Annotated in this window: 11 protein-coding genes and 1 pseudogene; all 12 read right to left on the bottom strand. The window is 67.0% G+C overall.

From position 1 onward, the window contains the following. On the bottom strand, positions 1–897 hold an 897-nt coding region (locus AB7U92_RS06900; protein ID WP_428575437.1), incomplete at its 3' end, for a hypothetical protein. Between the two features lie 60 nt (positions 898–957). Further along, entirely contained in the window at positions 958–3,567 is a 2,610-nt protein-coding gene (locus AB7U92_RS06895; protein WP_428575436.1) for a TonB-dependent receptor plug domain-containing protein, read from the bottom strand. 276 nt (positions 3,568–3,843) lie between these two features. Then, complete coding sequence (locus tag AB7U92_RS06890) at positions 3,844–5,052, bottom strand: hypothetical protein (RefSeq protein ID WP_428575435.1); 1,209 nt, start codon at positions 5,050–5,052, stop codon at positions 3,844–3,846. 4 nt (positions 5,053–5,056) lie between these two features. Further along, positions 5,057–5,485, bottom strand: a complete 429-nt coding sequence (locus tag AB7U92_RS06885) for an ExbD/TolR family protein (protein ID WP_428575434.1) — start codon at positions 5,483–5,485, stop codon at positions 5,057–5,059. A 3-nt stretch (positions 5,486–5,488) separates the two neighbouring features. Further along, positions 5,489–5,911, bottom strand: a complete 423-nt coding sequence (locus AB7U92_RS06880) for an ExbD/TolR family protein (RefSeq protein ID WP_428575433.1) — start codon at positions 5,909–5,911, stop codon at positions 5,489–5,491. A 24-nt stretch (positions 5,912–5,935) separates the two neighbouring features. Continuing rightward, entirely contained in the window at positions 5,936–6,772 is an 837-nt protein-coding gene (locus AB7U92_RS06875) for a MotA/TolQ/ExbB proton channel family protein (RefSeq protein WP_428575432.1), read from the bottom strand. Between the two features lie 67 nt (positions 6,773–6,839). Then, positions 6,840–7,508 carry a TonB family protein gene (locus AB7U92_RS06870; RefSeq protein ID WP_428575431.1) on the bottom strand — a complete coding sequence of 223 codons (669 nt, stop codon included), beginning with the start codon at positions 7,506–7,508 and terminating at the stop codon, positions 6,840–6,842. Positions 7,509–7,608: 100 nt separating this feature from the next. After that, a complete protein-coding gene (locus AB7U92_RS06865) occupies positions 7,609–10,461 on the bottom strand; it encodes a TonB-dependent receptor plug domain-containing protein (RefSeq protein ID WP_428575430.1) in 2,853 nt (950 codons plus the stop codon). Between the two features lie 282 nt (positions 10,462–10,743). Further along, entirely contained in the window at positions 10,744–12,090 is a 1,347-nt protein-coding gene (locus AB7U92_RS06860) for an aspartyl/asparaginyl beta-hydroxylase domain-containing protein (RefSeq protein WP_428575429.1), read from the bottom strand. After that, entirely contained in the window at positions 12,083–13,933 is a 1,851-nt protein-coding gene (locus AB7U92_RS06855; RefSeq protein ID WP_428575428.1) for an ABC transporter ATP-binding protein, read from the bottom strand. The genes AB7U92_RS06860 and AB7U92_RS06855 overlap by 8 nt, the downstream gene beginning before the upstream one ends. A gap of 10 nt (positions 13,934–13,943) precedes the next feature. After that, entirely contained in the window at positions 13,944–15,386 is a 1,443-nt protein-coding gene (locus tag AB7U92_RS06850; RefSeq protein ID WP_428575427.1) for an ABC transporter permease, read from the bottom strand. A 9-nt stretch (positions 15,387–15,395) separates the two neighbouring features. After that, positions 15,396–16,061, bottom strand: a pseudogene (locus AB7U92_RS06845) (ABC transporter permease); the annotation flags it as partial.

The raw sequence follows: 16,061 nt of genomic DNA, 5'->3' as shown, positions 1-16,061 counted from the left end.
GAGTGCCGACTTGTCGCGCCCGCGCCGCGCCGTGACGTAGAGCGTGCGATCGTCCTTGTCGAAGCCGCAGACGGAATAGATCTCCGGATCGTTCATGCTGCTCTGCTCGAACAGCGTCTCCCAGGCACCGCCGGACGGCGCACGATGCATGAAGCGCTCGACGATGGGCTTGCCCTTGCTGGGACGCGGCTCCTCCCGGACCGCGATACGCGGGCGACGTTCGCTGTCGAGTTCCCAGAATGTGGTGCGCCCGGGAGAATCGAACGTCAGGAGTTCGAAACGCATCGTGCGGAAGTCGAGCTTGTAGACGTCTGCGAATTCGCGCGAGCGCTCCCGCATCGACACGTAGGCCACGGTCGAATCGCCCCCCTCGGTTTCGAGCACGTTCAGGATGCGCAAGCCGCGCGGTGCACCATTGTCGTTGTAGCCGAACACCTCCTTCATGTCGGTGCCGTCGACATTGATCGAGTACGCCCCCTTCAGGCGCGGCCGGCCGGACGCCTCGAGGCCATCGGCCACGGTGAAGTACAGGCGCTGGTTGCCGATCCAGCGCGGCCGCACCACATCCCAGCGCTCGGAGGCCGTGATGCTCTTGGCCTGGCGCGTGGCGAGATCGACGATCAGCAGGTTGCCGCGCCCCTTGTACGGCACGACGGCAGCGATGCGCTTGCCGTCCGGCGACAACCGCATCGTGCGGAAATCCTCCAGCCCGAAGAATTGCGAGACCGGCACGTCGGCCGCACGCTTGTAGTCCTTGACGGCCTGCTGCGCCAGGGTATCCGGCGCAGTCAGGGCGATCGCCGTGGCCGCGAGCGCGCCACTCAGGAATCGGTACATCGACATCGAGATCCTCTCTTGAAAGACCGAAAGGCGACCGATCAGATCGCCTTTCGTCACAACGGTTCGGTTCGCTGCCCGCCACGGAGGATCGCTCCGAGGCGGACAACCGTCACCGGCTCAGAAGAACGTGTACTTCGCGCGCAGCGTGTAAACCTGGCCCAGCGCGTTGTGGTAAGTCGCACCCCAGGCACGGGTCTGGCTGTTGACCGCGCCGCGATAGTCGAACGGCGGCTTCTCACCGGCCAGATTGTCCACCAGCAGCGAGAGCTCCAGGTTCTTGAAGCCCTTGTAGCCGACATACAGGCCCAGCGTGGTCCAGGGCTTGACCTCGCAGAAGCGATTCAGCGCAGTGGGCGCCGAGCACACGCCCGAAGGCGTCGGCTTGTTCTGGTACCCGCCCACGTAGTTCGCCGAAAGCTCGGTCTGCCACGGCCCCTTCTCCCAGCCCAGGCGAGCACTCATGCGCAGACGTGGCTGCAGGTAGGTGCCGTTGTAGTCCTCGTTGAGGGCGTCAGGCGCCGGCTGGACGTAGAAGTTGTCGAAGTAGGTCGCCGCCCAGCCGTAGTTGAGCTTGCCTTCCTCACCGAGGTTCGTCTTGCCGCGGAAGTCCACGTCCCAGCCACGCACGCTCGTACCGGCCAGGTTCACGTACGGCAGGTCGACGTCGGTGATGGATCCCGTGGTGTCACGCCGGATGAATCCAGCGTAGGCCGCCTGGTTGGCAAGCAGGTAGGTGATGTCGAGGTTGGTGATCTCGTTGGTGCGGTCGATGCGCCAGTAGTCCACCGAGATGCTGACATCCTTGGCAGGCTCGAACACGAGTCCGACGGTGAAGCTCTTCGACTTCTCCGGCTCGAGATTCGCGTTGCCCGAGACGTTGGCCTGGATGCTCAGGCTGCAGTCCGGGTTGGCCGGGTCGATCACCGGGCAGCGCACCGGATCCTGCACGCCATTGAAGAAGCCGACACTGACCGCCGGGCTGGTCTCGCGCGGGTTGGCGACGCGGAAACCGCGGGCGTACGTGCCCCGCAGCACCAGGTTGGACAGGGCCGTCCACTTCAGACCAACCTTGGGCGTGGTGGACGTTCCGCCAACGCTGTAGCTGTCATGACGCGCTGCCAGCTGCGCTTCCAGCGACTTCATCAGCGGCAGATTGAACTCGCCGTAGACCGACTTCACACTGCGGCTGGAGTCGAGCGGATCGAGTGAGCCGAAGCCGAAGACCTCGCCGATCACGAATCGCTCGTCGTAGTCGTCCTTCTGCTTCTCGCGGCGGGCCTCTACGCCGGCGGCGAAGCCGACGGGGCCGCCCGGCAGCGTCAGCGACGCGAACTCGGTGCTCAGGCGCGCGTCAGCGAAGGTGGTCGTTGCCTCGCCCTTGCGGGTCAGCACCGGCGAGATCTGTGCGAGCACGGCAGGGTCGTTCTGCAGCCCAGGCACGTAGGTACCGTTGGCCAGCGCGGCTTCCATCGGCGTGATCAGGATCGAACCGTACTGGTCGACCGTGACCTTGCCCTTCATCGTGCCGACGGCAGTGTCGAAGTCCCAGCCACCGAGGGAGCCCTTGAGGCCGGCCAGGATGCGGCCTTCATCGGACTTGACCTTCAGGCGGCGCGGCCCCAGATCGCCCGAGCGGTAGAGCAGGTCCACCGGCCCAGTCAGGCCGTACGGCGCACCGTCCACCACCAGCGTGGCCGTATTGAAGTCGTTGTAGTAGAACTGCGGATCGAACTGGTACGAGTACTTGCTCTTGCCGATGCCGGCCTCGAAGAAGCCCGTCAGGTTGGAGCTGAGCTGCACGTTGCCGCGCACGAACAGGCTGTCGCGCTCCGCTCCCGGCAGCATGGTGTTGTACTCGAACACGTCGAGCACGCAGCGCGTCAATCCGCCGACGACACGCTGGTCCTTCGCGGCACAGGTGGTGCCGGGCGTCTGCTCGATCGCGCCGGTGAAGAGGTTGCCCGGGTAGGAGTAGGCCGAGCGCAGGTCGAGCGGCGCGCCGACCACGCTGGTCAGGTTGCGCGACGGATAGAACCTGTTTTCGCTGACCGTGGCGTGGTCCTGCGTCAGGTGCTCGTAGATGCCGAAGATGTTGTAGCGGTCGGCAGCGATGTCGCCTACGCCACCGGACAGGCTCAGGCGAGTGGAATTGAGCGCACCCGGCCCGTTGAATCCATGCTGGACCTGGGCCTCGAGCCCCGTGAAGTCGCCACGCAGGATGATGTTCACCACGCCGGCGATGGCTTCAGAGCCATAGATGGCCGAAGCGCCGTCCTTCAGGATGTCGATGCGATCGATCGCCGACACCGGGATCGAGTTCACGCTGGTCAGCACCTCCTGGAAGCCTGTGATGCCGTACGGCGCGATGCGCCGGCCGTTGATCAGCACCAGTGTCGCGCCGCCGCCCAAGCCGCGCAGCGAGATCGTCGCAGCACCGGGAGTGAAGCCGCTGAACTCGACGCCGCTGAGGCCGCCCTGCACCACCGTCAGCTTGGTGATCACGTCACCGAGCGTCGAAGCACCGGAGCGCACCATGTCCTCGCGCGTGATCACCGTGATGGGAGACGCGGTCTCCATGTCGGTGCGCTTGATGTTGGAACCGGTGACCTCGACGCGCTGCAACTGCTGTTGCTGCGGCTGCTGCTGGGTCTGCTGCGCCCATGCGATCTGGGCGCTGGTGGCGCACAGGGCCAGCACGGCCAGCCGGATACGACTTGGCTTGAACATCTGAAAGATCCTCCAATAGGGGCTCACGCGCGCCCCGACGTTGTGGTTGCTTCGAGCGCTGCCGCCGGATCACGGTCGGTGCACACCTCGGCAAAGTCCCGAAAGAACTTTGTGCCTTCAGCGTAACCCGATGTGTACGCGGCGCCTCTCATGGGCTTCACTGATGAGGCGCGATAGCAACAGCACATGACCGCGAGATGACGCAAGTGCTGCGCCTGAAAAGCAGGAAGCCCCCGCATTCGCGGGGGCTTCCTGTCTAGACAAGTCGCGAACCGTTCAGCTTCGACGTCTGGCGTACAGCGACCACAGCCGGGCGAGATCCGCGGTCCCGTCGTTGCCGGCCACGCTGCGCAGCGTCGCCTGGGCCTTGCTGTCGCCGGCCAGGACCTGGGCGATGCCCAGATGCAGCTTGGCATCCTCCGGCCGCTTGAGTCCGCCCTTGGCGATGCCCTGCTGGATCATCGGCAAGCCGCCAGCCGTGTCGCCACCCATGGCCCGTGCAAAGCCGAGCTTGACCAGGCCGTTGCCGTCCTTGGCCGCCTTGGCCTCCGCTTCCGCCGCGGCCTGCCCGGCCTTGGCCTCGGCGACCTTGCGCGCCACCAGGTCGCGCAGGCGCTTGTGCCGCTCGGCCTCGGCGCCCGTGCCGAGCACGCCCGTGGCAAAGCCCTTGTCGACCACCTGCCGAGCTTCCTCTTCGTGACCGGCCTGCAGGGCAAGCTGGCCCATCTCCATGTAGTCTGCCGCCGACGACAGGCTGCCAGTGGCCAGGCTGAGGCGGTAGGTGTCGAGCACCAGCCGGTCGCTGAAGCCGGGCTTGCGCTGCATGCGGCTGAGCAGATCGACCCAGTACTCCTTCTTCTGGTAATAGGTGACCAGCCGTTCCAGCGCGAACACCGTGCTGCTCTGGTCCTTCATCTGCGCCGCCGCATTCAGGAGCAGGTTCAGACGGTCCTGGGCCGGCGTGGCCCCGCTCTTCTCCGCCGCCTGGATCTCGGTCATGAGTTCGCGCGCAGCACCGGCGAAGTCGCCGCTGAGATACTGGCTCTGGATGAGCAGCGTGCGCAAGGCCGGGCTCGTCCCGCCCTCCTTGAAGTAGCGCTGGCCCCACTGCATGGCCTTGCCGTAGTCCTTGGCGCGGTAGTAGCCGCCGGCAATCGATTCGGCCATGCGCGCCTTGTCGGCCGCCGAGACCTTGCCGCTCGCGGCCAGGGCCTCGAACGACCGGGCTGCCGTGTCCATGTCGCCGGCACCGGAGGCCGCGGCGATGCGCATGCGCTCGATGAGGAAGCTCTCGTTGGCGTTCTTGGCGCCGGCGGCATCGGCCTCGCGAACCTTGCCGAGCGCCTCCTTGAACTTGCCGGCCTTGATCAGCTCCTGCGCGGCCTGCAGCGGCTTGCCCACGTCGGGACGCACCGCCTCCTGGGCCTGCGCGCCAAGGGCGATGAACAGCGCCGCCGCCAGCGCGGTGATGCGTGCGTGCTTCATGGCGCTACTTGACGAACTGTTCGTTGCCGACCATGCCGAGCTTGGTCACGCCCAAGCGCTGCGCCGATGCCAGCACCATGGCGACCGACTTGTACTCCACCAGCTTGTTCGGCCGGATGTGCACCTCGGGCTGGTCCGGCAGGGCCGCCGCCTGGGACAGGCGCGCCTCCAGCGCCGCGCGATCGGCCAGCACCTCGCCGTTCCACAGCACCGTGCCGTCGAAGTCGATGTCGATCGTCACGACGACGGGCTCGACCTGCGACGGCGGCGGCGCGCCCTGCGGCATGTTGAGGTTGACGCTGTGCAACTGGATGGGAATGGTGATGATCAGCATGATGATCAGCACCAGCATCACGTCGATCAGCGGCGACGTGTTGATGTCGAGCATCACGTCCGGCTCGCTGCCGCCGGAAGAGCCTACGTTCATTCCCATGCTCTACCCCTTCGGCGGCGGTTCGGTCACGAAGCTGATCTTGGCGATCGCCGCGCGCTGGCAGGCAAACACGACCCGCCCGATCGACTCGTAGCGTGCACCGAGGTCACCGCGGATATGGACCTCGGGTTGAGGGTTCATCACCGCGATCGTCTTCAGGCGCTGGAACAGTGCCTCGCTGTCCGCCACCGGCTGGGCGTTCCAGAACAGGTCGCCATCCTTGTTGACGGAGATCTCGATGTTCTCCGGCCTGGTCTGGCGCGCGATGTTGGATTCCAGCGGGAGCTGCATCGGCACGGTCTGGGTCACCACCGGGATGGTGATCAGGAAGATGATGAGCAGCACCAGCATCACGTCGACGAGCGGCGTGGTGTTGATGGCGCTGGTGAGGTCTTCTTCCTCACCGCTGCTGATCTGCATCGCCATGGCGTTCTCCTGGCGTAAGGATGATCAGCGCGCCTGCTTGGCGCCCATCAGCACGCCGTGCACGTCGGCGGCGAAACCGCGCACCGCGTCCATGGTCACCTTGTTGCGGCGCACCAGCCAGTTGTAGCCCAGCACCGCCGGCACGGCGACCGCCAGGCCGATGGCCGTCATGATCAGCGCCTCGCCCACCGGGCCAGCCACCTTGTCGATCGAGGCCTGGCCGGCGATGCCGATGGCCGTCAGCGCGTGGTAGATGCCCCAGACCGTACCGAACAGGCCGATGAAAGGCGCGGTGGAACCGACCGTGGCCAGGAAGGCCAGGCCGTCCTGCAGGCGCGACTGCACTTCATCGACACTGCGCTGCACGCTCATCGTGACCCAGCTGTTGCGGTCGATGTTCTCCGTGAGCTCACCCTCATGGTGCTCGTTGGAGTTGATGCCGGTATCGGCGATGTAGCGGAAAGCGCTGCCATCCTTGAGCTTGGCGGCGCCCTCCTTCAGGCTGTTCGACTTGAACACCGTCGAGCGCGCATGCTTGGCCTCGCCCGAGATCTTGAAACTCTCGAACAGCTTGGTGATCAGGATGTACCAGCTACCCATGCTCATCAGGACGAGGATGATCAGCGTGCCCTTCGAAACGAAGTCACCCTGCTCCCACATGGCCTTCAGGCCGTAGGGGTTGTCGACGGTTTCCTTGCTGACGGTGGCGGCGGGAGCCGGCGCGGCGGCCGGAGCCGGTGCGGCCTCCTGCGCGGCAGCCGGCGCAGTCTCCGGCGCGGAAGCCTGGGCCATCACGGCCTGCGGGCCGAAGCCGACGGTCAGGGAAACGAGGATTGCAGCAATGTGTTGACGGAAGCTCATGGGGTTCTCTTTCGGGGTATGCAGAGAATTCGGATTCGGTGAGGACGGGTTCCGGGTCGGACCGTCGTCAGTCCATCTTGTAGAGGAAGGGAACGGTCACGACGACATCCTGGCCCTGGCCGGCACAGGTGTACTCGGAGACGATCCTGGAGGCCGCGCGCGCGAAGATCGGATGTGTCGACTTCACCGCCTTGACGTTCTTGATCTCGCCGTTCGGACCCAGCGTGAACTGAATGACCGCCTCGCCTCGTTCCAGGCCGGCACGGGCGGCCTCGCGTGGGAACGAGGCATCGCCCATCTTCTGCTGGTAGTTGGAGCAGGCGACAGCGGCGTTCACCACCGCCGGTGCGGGCGGTGCCGGCGGCGCGGGCGCCGCGGGCGCCGCGGGCGGCGGCGCCGGCGCGATGACCACCGGGGCCGGCGGCGGCGTCGGCGTCACGGCCGTGATGGTCGGCTGCGGCGGCGGAGGCGCCGCGATCTGGATCTCGGGCGGCGGGATGAAGGGAGGCGGCGGGGCCTCGAGTCGGGGCGGAGGAGGCACCACCACCTCGGGCGGAGGTGGCGGAGGCTTCACTTCCTCGATGACCTTGGTCTCGATCGGAGCACGCACCACCTCGACCACCTTCTTGGCCAGTCCGGTGAGCAGTGCATAGACGATGAGAACGTGAAAGAGGATGACAGCGGTGATCCCAACGAGGTGTTTCCTCGGGTCTCGCTGCCGCTGGGCGAAGTTCATGTCCTGGGGTCTCCAGTTCGAAAGCGTCGGAGGTTAACAAAAATGCCCGCCGGCTCGTGACCAGCGGGCATGGTAGGAAAGTAACGCTTGTCGTCGGCGATCAGAACTTGTACGACGCGTTCACGTAGGCGACGCGCCCGCGTGAATCGTAGTAGCGATCGTCGAAGCCGAACTGCTGGCCGCGGTTCAGACCACCCGTCGAGATCGACAGAGGCGGCTTGGTGTCGAACACGTTCAGCACGCCCACCGTCAGCAGCAGGCTCTTCACCGGGCGCCACTGGGTCTGCCAGTCGAGCGTGGCCGAGCGCTTGATCTCGAGGCGGTAGTTGTTGTCCGCGCCGATCACGTTGCCGTTGGCGTCCAGGATCTCCACGCGTGAGGGCGCGTCGGTGTAGCCCGACTTGAAGTTGGCCTGCAGCGTGTGGGTCCAGTTGCCCATCGTCAGCGTGTTGGTCCAGCGGCCCTGCCAGCGGAAGGTGACCGAACCCAGCTCGTTGTGGTTGCCGATGGCCGAGTAGTAGGCACCGCCTTCCTGCAGTTGCTGCTCTTCGCGGATCATGTAAGTGACCGCGGCGTTGGAGGTCAGGTCGCCGAAGCCCAGCTTCGCGCGGCCGGTCGCATCGAGGTCGAGGCCGGTGTAGAAGGCCTTGCCCAGGTTGCGGTTGTCGGCCTTGAAAGCCAGGTAGACCACGCCGGTGCCGGTATCAGCCTTCGTCGTGAACGAATCCTGGTACTTCAGCGGGTTCGCGAAGACCTCGTCTTCCGACAGCTGGCCGAACGAATCGCGGATCTGGACGTGCCACAGGTCGGCGCCGAAGCTGGCATTGCTGCTCGGCTCGAAGCGGATGCCCAGCGAGGCCTGGCGCGACTTCTCCGGCTTCAGGTCGGGGTTGCCGCCGGCGAACTGGTCGTACTGCTTGCGACCGGGCTGGCAATTCGCGTTCAGCGCCTGAGCGACCTGCAGCAGCTCGGCCGTGCACTGGTACGGATCGTTGGTCACGCCGAACGGCTGCAGCGAGGCATTCACCTGCGGCACCGTCGGGGCATGGAAGCCCGTGCCCACCGAGCCGCGGACCAGCAGGCTCTTCGAAGGCGTCCAGCGGAACGACGCCTTGGCAGTCGTCGCGTTGCCGAAGTCGGAGTAGTCGTCGAAGCGCACCGAGGTCGTGGCCTCGATCGTCTTGGTGACCGGGATCACCAGCTCACCGAACACACCGTAGGCCTTGCGGTCGGCACCGTAGGGCTCGGTGGCGGCCTCATCGCCGAAGCGCTGGTCACAGGGGATCGCCGGCGTGGCGTTCGGATCGCACAGCGTGCCTGCCACCGGGTCCGCCAGCTTGCCCTGCGCAAACAGGCTGGGCTTGGACTGGAACTTCTCCTTCTGGAACGAGATGCCCGCGCCGAGCATCATCGGCCCGGCCGACAGGTTCATCAGTTCACGCGAACCACGCAGCGCGACGGTGTCGAGCTTGGCGATGCCGCCGTCCCAGTAGCCGTTGTAGGCTGCCGCGTTGATCGCGGCCTGCGCGGCAGTCGACTGCTGCCCCGGCCCGACGAAGGGGTCGAGCAGGCCACTTGCGCGAAGAGCGCCCACGGCGCGGGCGCCCGGATAGCCGGCGATGTTCTCCTTGGCATCGCTCTCGGAGTGCGAGTAGGAGGCGTTGTAATCCCAGCCGAACAATTGGCCCTTGGACCCAAGAGCAATGTCGTAGAACTTCGAACGGTTGTCGCTGGTCCGCTTGCCGAGGTCGTACAGGCGATAGAAGACCAGGGTGCCGTCGCCGGCCACGCCGTCGCCGTCCAGGTCAGCGCCGCTGAAGCCGGCGGGGGCGAGGTACTGGTTGAACAGCGCGGAACCGGTCGGCACGACGATCGAGCCGGGCACCGGCGCGATCCGCGAGATCGCCTGCGACTTGGCATAGAGCATGTCCAGGAACAGCTCTTGGTCGCCGACCTTCTTGTTGACCGTGGCCAGCACGGTGTCGCGCTTGCGGACCGGATAGATCTCGAGTTCACCGACGAAGTCGAAGCTGCAGTAGTCGTCGGTGTAGTTCTCGTCGATGCCGTCGCCGTCCGCGTCGAGCGTGTAGTCCTCGGTGATACGGATGGTCTTGTCCGGGCACTGGCCACCGGCCAGCAGCGTCAGATTCTTCGCCTCGACGCCGTTGTCGGCCAGCACGTTGCCGGGAATGGCGCTGGGAGTGGTGTTCTGCGCGCGCAGCGTGCGGCCGGCGGCATCCGTGAACACGACGCGGGCGGAATTGCCGAAGTTGCGATCCTTGGCATCCAGCTTGGTGCGCTCGTCATGCTGCGCCGAAAGCATCACGCTGAAGCCGTCGGTATTGATGTCGCCGAAGCCCTTGCTGATGCTCACGCGCGTCTCGCGGGCGCCACCGCTCGGCTGCGAGTACCCAACCGTCACGTCGCCTTCGTTGGTGTAGCGACGGGTGATGAAGTTGACCACACCAGCGATGGCGTCGGCGCCGTACAGGGCCGAGGCGCCGTCGGTCAGGACCTCGATGCGCTCGATGGCGGCAAAGGGAATGGCGTTCAGGTCCACCGCGGCGGCGAAGCCCGTCAGCGACTGGCCACCGAACTGGGTCAGGCGGCGGCCATTGAGCAGCACCAGGGTGCGCGTCTCGCCGATGTTGTGCACGGAGACGCCGTTGAAGGCCGTGCCTCCGCCGACGCTGCTGGACTCGCCGAAGGATCCCTGGATGGCCGGCAGCTTCTGCAGCAGGTCGACCACCGAGGTGGCGCCGGTCTTCTCGATCTGTTCACGCTTGATGATCTGGACGGGCAGTGCCGTCTCGGCGTCGATGCGGCGGATCGAAGAGCCGGTGATCTCGACGCGCTCGAGGGTTGCCTGGCCGAAGGCGGGCACGCTGGTGAGGCCCGCGGCACCGCCCAGTGCGAGTAGCACCGCGCTGCAAACCTTGGTTCGCTTGTGCATTCGTTATCTCCTCTGAAAGGACTGAAAGGTCGAAAGGTTGGGAGCATCCTGCCCAGCAAGAGACATGCCGCACCGAGATGCTGGTGTCCCCCGTCCGTGCAGAGCGCACCGTCGAATTCTCGCGAAGTGAAATAGCACGACCGTACAGGGTATTCCTTGAGTTCGTGGCGTCTGCATCACACTCGTTCAAGCAGAGCCGCCCCCGGCAGCGGTTCAGAGTGGTCTAGACAGCTCACTCCACCCGAACAAGTCCCTATGGACGGCCACCGATCAGGTGCACGCCTACTCGCTCATCACCCGGCCACCGGCCCTCGCGGAGACATCCTTGTGGGCGGCCAGCCGAAGACCGCTGACCGTCTGCACCAGGGTCTTCACCGCCTCCCGCTCCGCCGCGTCGAGGTACGGGTTCCAGCAGTCCATCAACAGGATCAGCCGGGTCCTGTCGGACCGATTCCAGGCCTCGTGCAGGTAGGTGTCGTCGAACATCATCAGCCGGCCTTCCTGCCACTCGTGATCCCCGTGGTCGACCACCCGCAGCGCACAGCCGGGTGGAACCACCAGAGGCAGGTGCGTGACCAGCCGCACGTTCGACACCCCGTGGTGCGGCTTGATGCGCGAGCCCGGTCGCAGCACCGAGAAGAGGATCTCCGGCGCTTCGTCCCGGATTCGGCACAGTTCGATGGACTCGAGCACCGCGCTCGTGCGCGGTGCTCGCTCATGGTTCGCGTCGAAGCGCTGGCCATGGCGATAGAAGAAGAATGCCTTCCAGGCAGGCTCGGGCCCGTCCCCATCGACGTAGGCGTCGGCCGGCCCGTCCTTGGGCGGCGAGACGAAGTCGGGCAGTTCGCGCTCCAGCCGGGTCACAGCAATGGCTTCTGCCCGGATGTCCGCGAACGCGTCAAGGAGCTGCGGCGCCCAGGGCTGCAACATCGGGTCGTGATAGGCCGTGGCCGGTAGATCGGGGAAGTAGAGAAACCGAGGTCTTTGCCGCGGATCGGCCGGCGTGGCGTCGAACTCCCGCAGCCAGCCCCGCAGCGCCTTCTCCACTCGCCTCATCTCGCCTGCGCCGAACCGTTCCTGCAGCTCGGCCAGCATCCCCATCAGGAGTTCGCGCTGACCCTTGCGGACCCGCTGCGTCGCCCGCGCCACCAGCGGAGCCCACGCACGCGGAGTGGTTTCGTCATCGAACCACCGCCCTGCCTGACGCGCGAGAACCACGGCCTGAAACCAGGCCTGCAAAGCAGCCGCGGGCGCGCCGGCCAGTTCGCGCATCCGCCCGAGCAGCAGCCAACCGAGCGCGTGGTCGGGTTCGCGCAGCACCAGTGACTCGAGTTCGAGCTGTGCGTCATCGACCTGTCCGGCCTCGGCCAGCACGTGCGCCAGTTCGATCGCGATGCTGTCGTCGTCCGCGCCGCCGCGGCGGCACCCGCGCATGAGGGAGGCGGCGCGAAGGGCGTCGCCACGCATCATCGCCAGGCGCGCCATGCGCCGCAGCAAGGCGGGCTCCCCTGCATGATCCCTCAGCAGGGACGCGTAGGTCGCCTCGGCGCTGAGGGCCTGGCCCTGGGCGTCGAGCTCCAGGGCACGCCGCCAGCGGGGGTCGGCCTGCAGGGTCAGTGCTTCAGCCACGGACGGAGTCTCCGGGCACCAAGGCAATCCGCGGCACCGCCGCCAGCAGCGTTCTCGTGTAGTCGCTGCGCGGCGCCCGGAGCACCTGCTCGACGCTGCCCGCCTCCTCGATGCGGCCGCGCTGCATCACGGCGATGCGGTCGGCGATGTACTCGACCACGCCGATGTTGTGGGTGATGAACAGGTACGAGACGCCGGTGTCGCGCTGCAGGTCGCGCAGCAGGTTGAGGATCTGTGCCTGCACGGACACATCGAGCGCCGAGGTGGGCTCGTCGCAGACGATCAGCCGCGGTTCGACGGCCAGTGCGCGCGCGATCGCGATGCGCTGGCGCTGGCCCCCGGAGAACTCGTGCGGATAGCGCTGCAGCGCGTCGCGGCGCAGCCCGACCTGGTCGACCAACGTGTGCAGCCGCTCCCGGCGGGCCGTGGCGTCGAGTTCGGGGCGCAGCGCGATCAGGCCCTCCTCCAGGATGTCGAAAACGCGCATGCGCGGGTCGAGCGAGCCGAACGGATCCTGGAAGACGATCTGCACCGCGCGGCGCGCCTGGCGCAATGCCTCGCCCTCGAGGGTGAAGAGATCCTGCCCCTCGAACAGCGCCTGCCCGCCGATCAGCGCCTGGCGGCGCAGCAACTGCACGATCGCCTTGCCGGTGGTCGTCTTGCCGCAGCCGGATTCGCCCACCAGCGCCAGCGTGCGGCCCGACGGGATGTCGAATGAGACGCCGTCGACAGCGGTGAACGCGCCCGCCATTCGCTGCAGCAGGCCCTTGCGGATCGGGAAACGCACCGACAGATCGCGCACCTCGAGCAGCACCCTGTCGGCGTCCTCGCCGCGCGGCGCCTCGTAGCGCAACGGCTCGGCCGGCGCCTGGGCGACCACGGCCTTCGCGCCGTCCCGGTAGAGCAGGCAGCGCACGCTGCTGGCGCCGGAGCGCTCCATCGCGGGCTTCGTGCCCTGGCAAGCCTCGAAGGCCTGCTCGCAGCGCGGCGCGAAGCGGCATCCGGTGAATTCCTGCCACAGCGGCGGCACGGTACCGCCGATGGCCGCCAGCGCGCTGCCTCGCTTGCCGGTATCGGGCAGCGCGCGCAGCAGCGCCCGCGCGTAGGGATGCTTCGGCGCCGAGAAGAACTCGCTCGCGCTGGCCACCTCGACGATCTGGCCCGCATACATCAGCGCCACCTGCTGCGCCATGCCCGACACCACGGCCAGGTCGTGCGTGATCAGCAGCATGCCCATGCCCTGCTCGCGCTGCAGCTGGCGCAGCAGATCGAGGATCTGCGCCTGGATGGTCACGTCCAGCGCGGTGGTGGGCTCGTCGGCGATGAGGAAGTCGGGTTCGCAGGCCAGCGTCATCGCGATCATCACGCGCTGCTTCTGGCCGCCGGAGAGGCGGAACGGATATTCGTCGATTCGCCTCTGCGGCTCGGGGATGCCGACGCGGCCGAGCCACTCGATGGCGCGAGCGCGGGCCGCCTCGCCGCGCAGCTCGGTGTGCGTCTCGATCGCCTCGACGATCTGGTCGCCCACGCGCATGACCGGGTTCAGGCTGGTGGCTGGCTCCTGGAAGATCATGCCGATGCGCCCGCCGCGCACGGCGCGCATGCTTGCCTCGGGCAGCGCCAGCACGTCGTGGCCCTCGATGTCGATGCGCCCGCCAGTGACGTTGCCGTTGTCGGGCAGCAGGCGCATCAGCGCGAGCGCGGTCATGCTCTTGCCGCAGCCCGACTCGCCCACCAGCGCAAAGGTCTCGCCTCGGCGGATGGCCAGGCTCAGGCCGTCGATAGCGCGCACCAGGCCGGCGTCGGCGTCCAGCGCCACCTTGAGGTCGTCGATCGTCAGCATGTCGTGATCCTCAGGCCGCGCTGCGCTTGAGCAGGCGCGGGCGGAAGCTGCGCGCGCGCGGGTCGAAGGCATCGCGCACGCCGTCGGCGAACAGGTTGGCGGCCAGCACCAGCGTGACCATGAAGCCGAAGGCGGCGGCGAAGCTCCACCACACCACCGGGTCGCGGCTCATCTCGCTGCGCGCCAGGTTGATCATGCCGCCGAAGCTGTTCATCGACGGATCGACGCCGACGCCGACGTAGGTCAGCACCGCCTCGTAGAGGATCAGGTCGGAGAAGCTCAGCACGGTGGTGATCAGCACCAGGTGCATCACGTTGGGCGCGATGTGCTTGGCCATGATGCGCGCGTGGCCGACGCCGAAGGCGGTGGCCGCCTGCACGTATTCGAGCTCGCGCAACTTGAGCGTCTCGCCGCGCACCAGCCGGCACAGCGTCGCCCAGCCGGTCAGGCCGAGAATCACGCACAGCAGGAAGATCTTCAGATCCGATCGCTCCAGGCCGGTCTCGAACAGGTCGGGGTTCTTGTCGAGGAACACCTGCACCATCAGCACGCAGGCGGCGATCAGCAGCACGTTGGGCACCGAGCTGAGCGTGGTGTAGAGGTACTGGATGACCTCGTCGACCCAGCCGCGGAAGTAGCCGGCCAGGATCCCAAGCACCACCGCGAAGGGCAGCGTGGCCACGGTGGCCAGCGTGCCGATCACGAAGGCCGTGCGGATGCTCTTCAACGCCTGGTAGAGCACGTCGTTGCCGGTGCGGTCGGTGCCGAACACGTGGTAGTGGCCCATCAGCGCAACGACCATGCCGATCAGCACCGCGGCGACCGTCACCGTGGCCAGCGCGGCGCGCAGCGGCAGGTCGGTGCGGTCGGCCAGCAGGTCGCGCAGCGCGCCGGCCACGCCACCGTGGCTGCGGCGCAGTGCGGCGGCGGTGGCCAGCGCGGCGAAAGTGGCCAACAGCAGGCCGCCGACGGCGCCGGCGGCCGCCCGCAGGGCCACATCGCTCGCCCACTGTGCCTCGGGATCGCTCAGGTGGGCACCGCCGAACTTCAGGCGCGGGAAGTCGCGCAGCTGCTGGCCATCGCGCTCGATCGGCTCCTTCTGCAGACCCAGGTAGGCCAGCGGCTCCGAGTAGCCGGTCTCGCGCATCGCGATCTGCCGCGCCAGCAGCACGTCGAGCAGGCTCTCGGTGGTGGTGGCATAGAAGGTCGGCGTGCCGGCCGGCGCACCGGCCGCGGGCGGCAGCGCACGGCGGAAGTGCACGCTGTCCGCCACGGTGACCAAGCCGAACAGCACCATCACGATGCCGGCGCACAACGCTGCCGGGTCGCGCAGCACCTTGAACCAGTTGGCGCGCAGGTTGGCGTTGACGCGGATGCGCCAGCCGTACCAGACCAGCGCGGCGAGCATCAGGTAGAGGACGATGTCGGTCCAGAGCAGGACGATCTTCGGCATGGCAGTCAGTCAGGAGAGCCGCACGCGCGGATCGGCCCAGGTGTAGGCCACGTCGATGATCACGTAGCTGGCGATGTACAGCAGCGCGCCGAGGAAGACCATCGAGCGGACGATGGCGAAGTCCTGGCCGCTGATCGCCTCGATGACGAAGGCGCCCAGCCCCGGGATCCCGAAGAAGCTCTCGAACACCAGGCTGCCGAGGAAGACGTAGGGCAAGTACGAGCCGGCGCTGGTGATGATCGGAATCAGCGCGTTCTTCAGCACGTGGCGGAACAGCACCACCGCCTCGGACAGGCCCTTAGCACGCGCCGTACGCACGTAGTCGCGGCCGATCTCCTCGAGGAACATGGCCCGGTATAGCCGCGCCTCGCCGCCCAGCCGCGACAGTAGCGACAGGATGATCGGCAGGATCAGGAACTTGAGGGCATCGAGTCCCGGTGCGTAGCCGTTGATGGGTACCAGCCGCAGCACGCGCGAGAACAGGAACTGGCCGACGATGATGTAGAAAAGGGCCGAGATCGACAGCATCAGCACGCACAGCACCACGCCCCAGAAATCGATGCGCGAGTGGCGGAAGAACACCAGCAGCAGCGCGAAGGCCGTGCTGGCGATCACCTGCAGGTGAACAGCGGCAGCGCGAGCTGCAGGCTCTCCCCCATGCGGGTCTTGATCTCG

This window comes from Piscinibacter sp. (genome assembly GCF_050175855.1).
In the GTDB taxonomy this organism is placed as follows: Bacteria; Pseudomonadota; Gammaproteobacteria; order Burkholderiales; family Burkholderiaceae_C; genus Piscinibacter.
The sequence above is the reverse complement of the archived record's forward strand: the minus strand, read 5'-3'. Positions and strand labels throughout refer to the sequence as shown.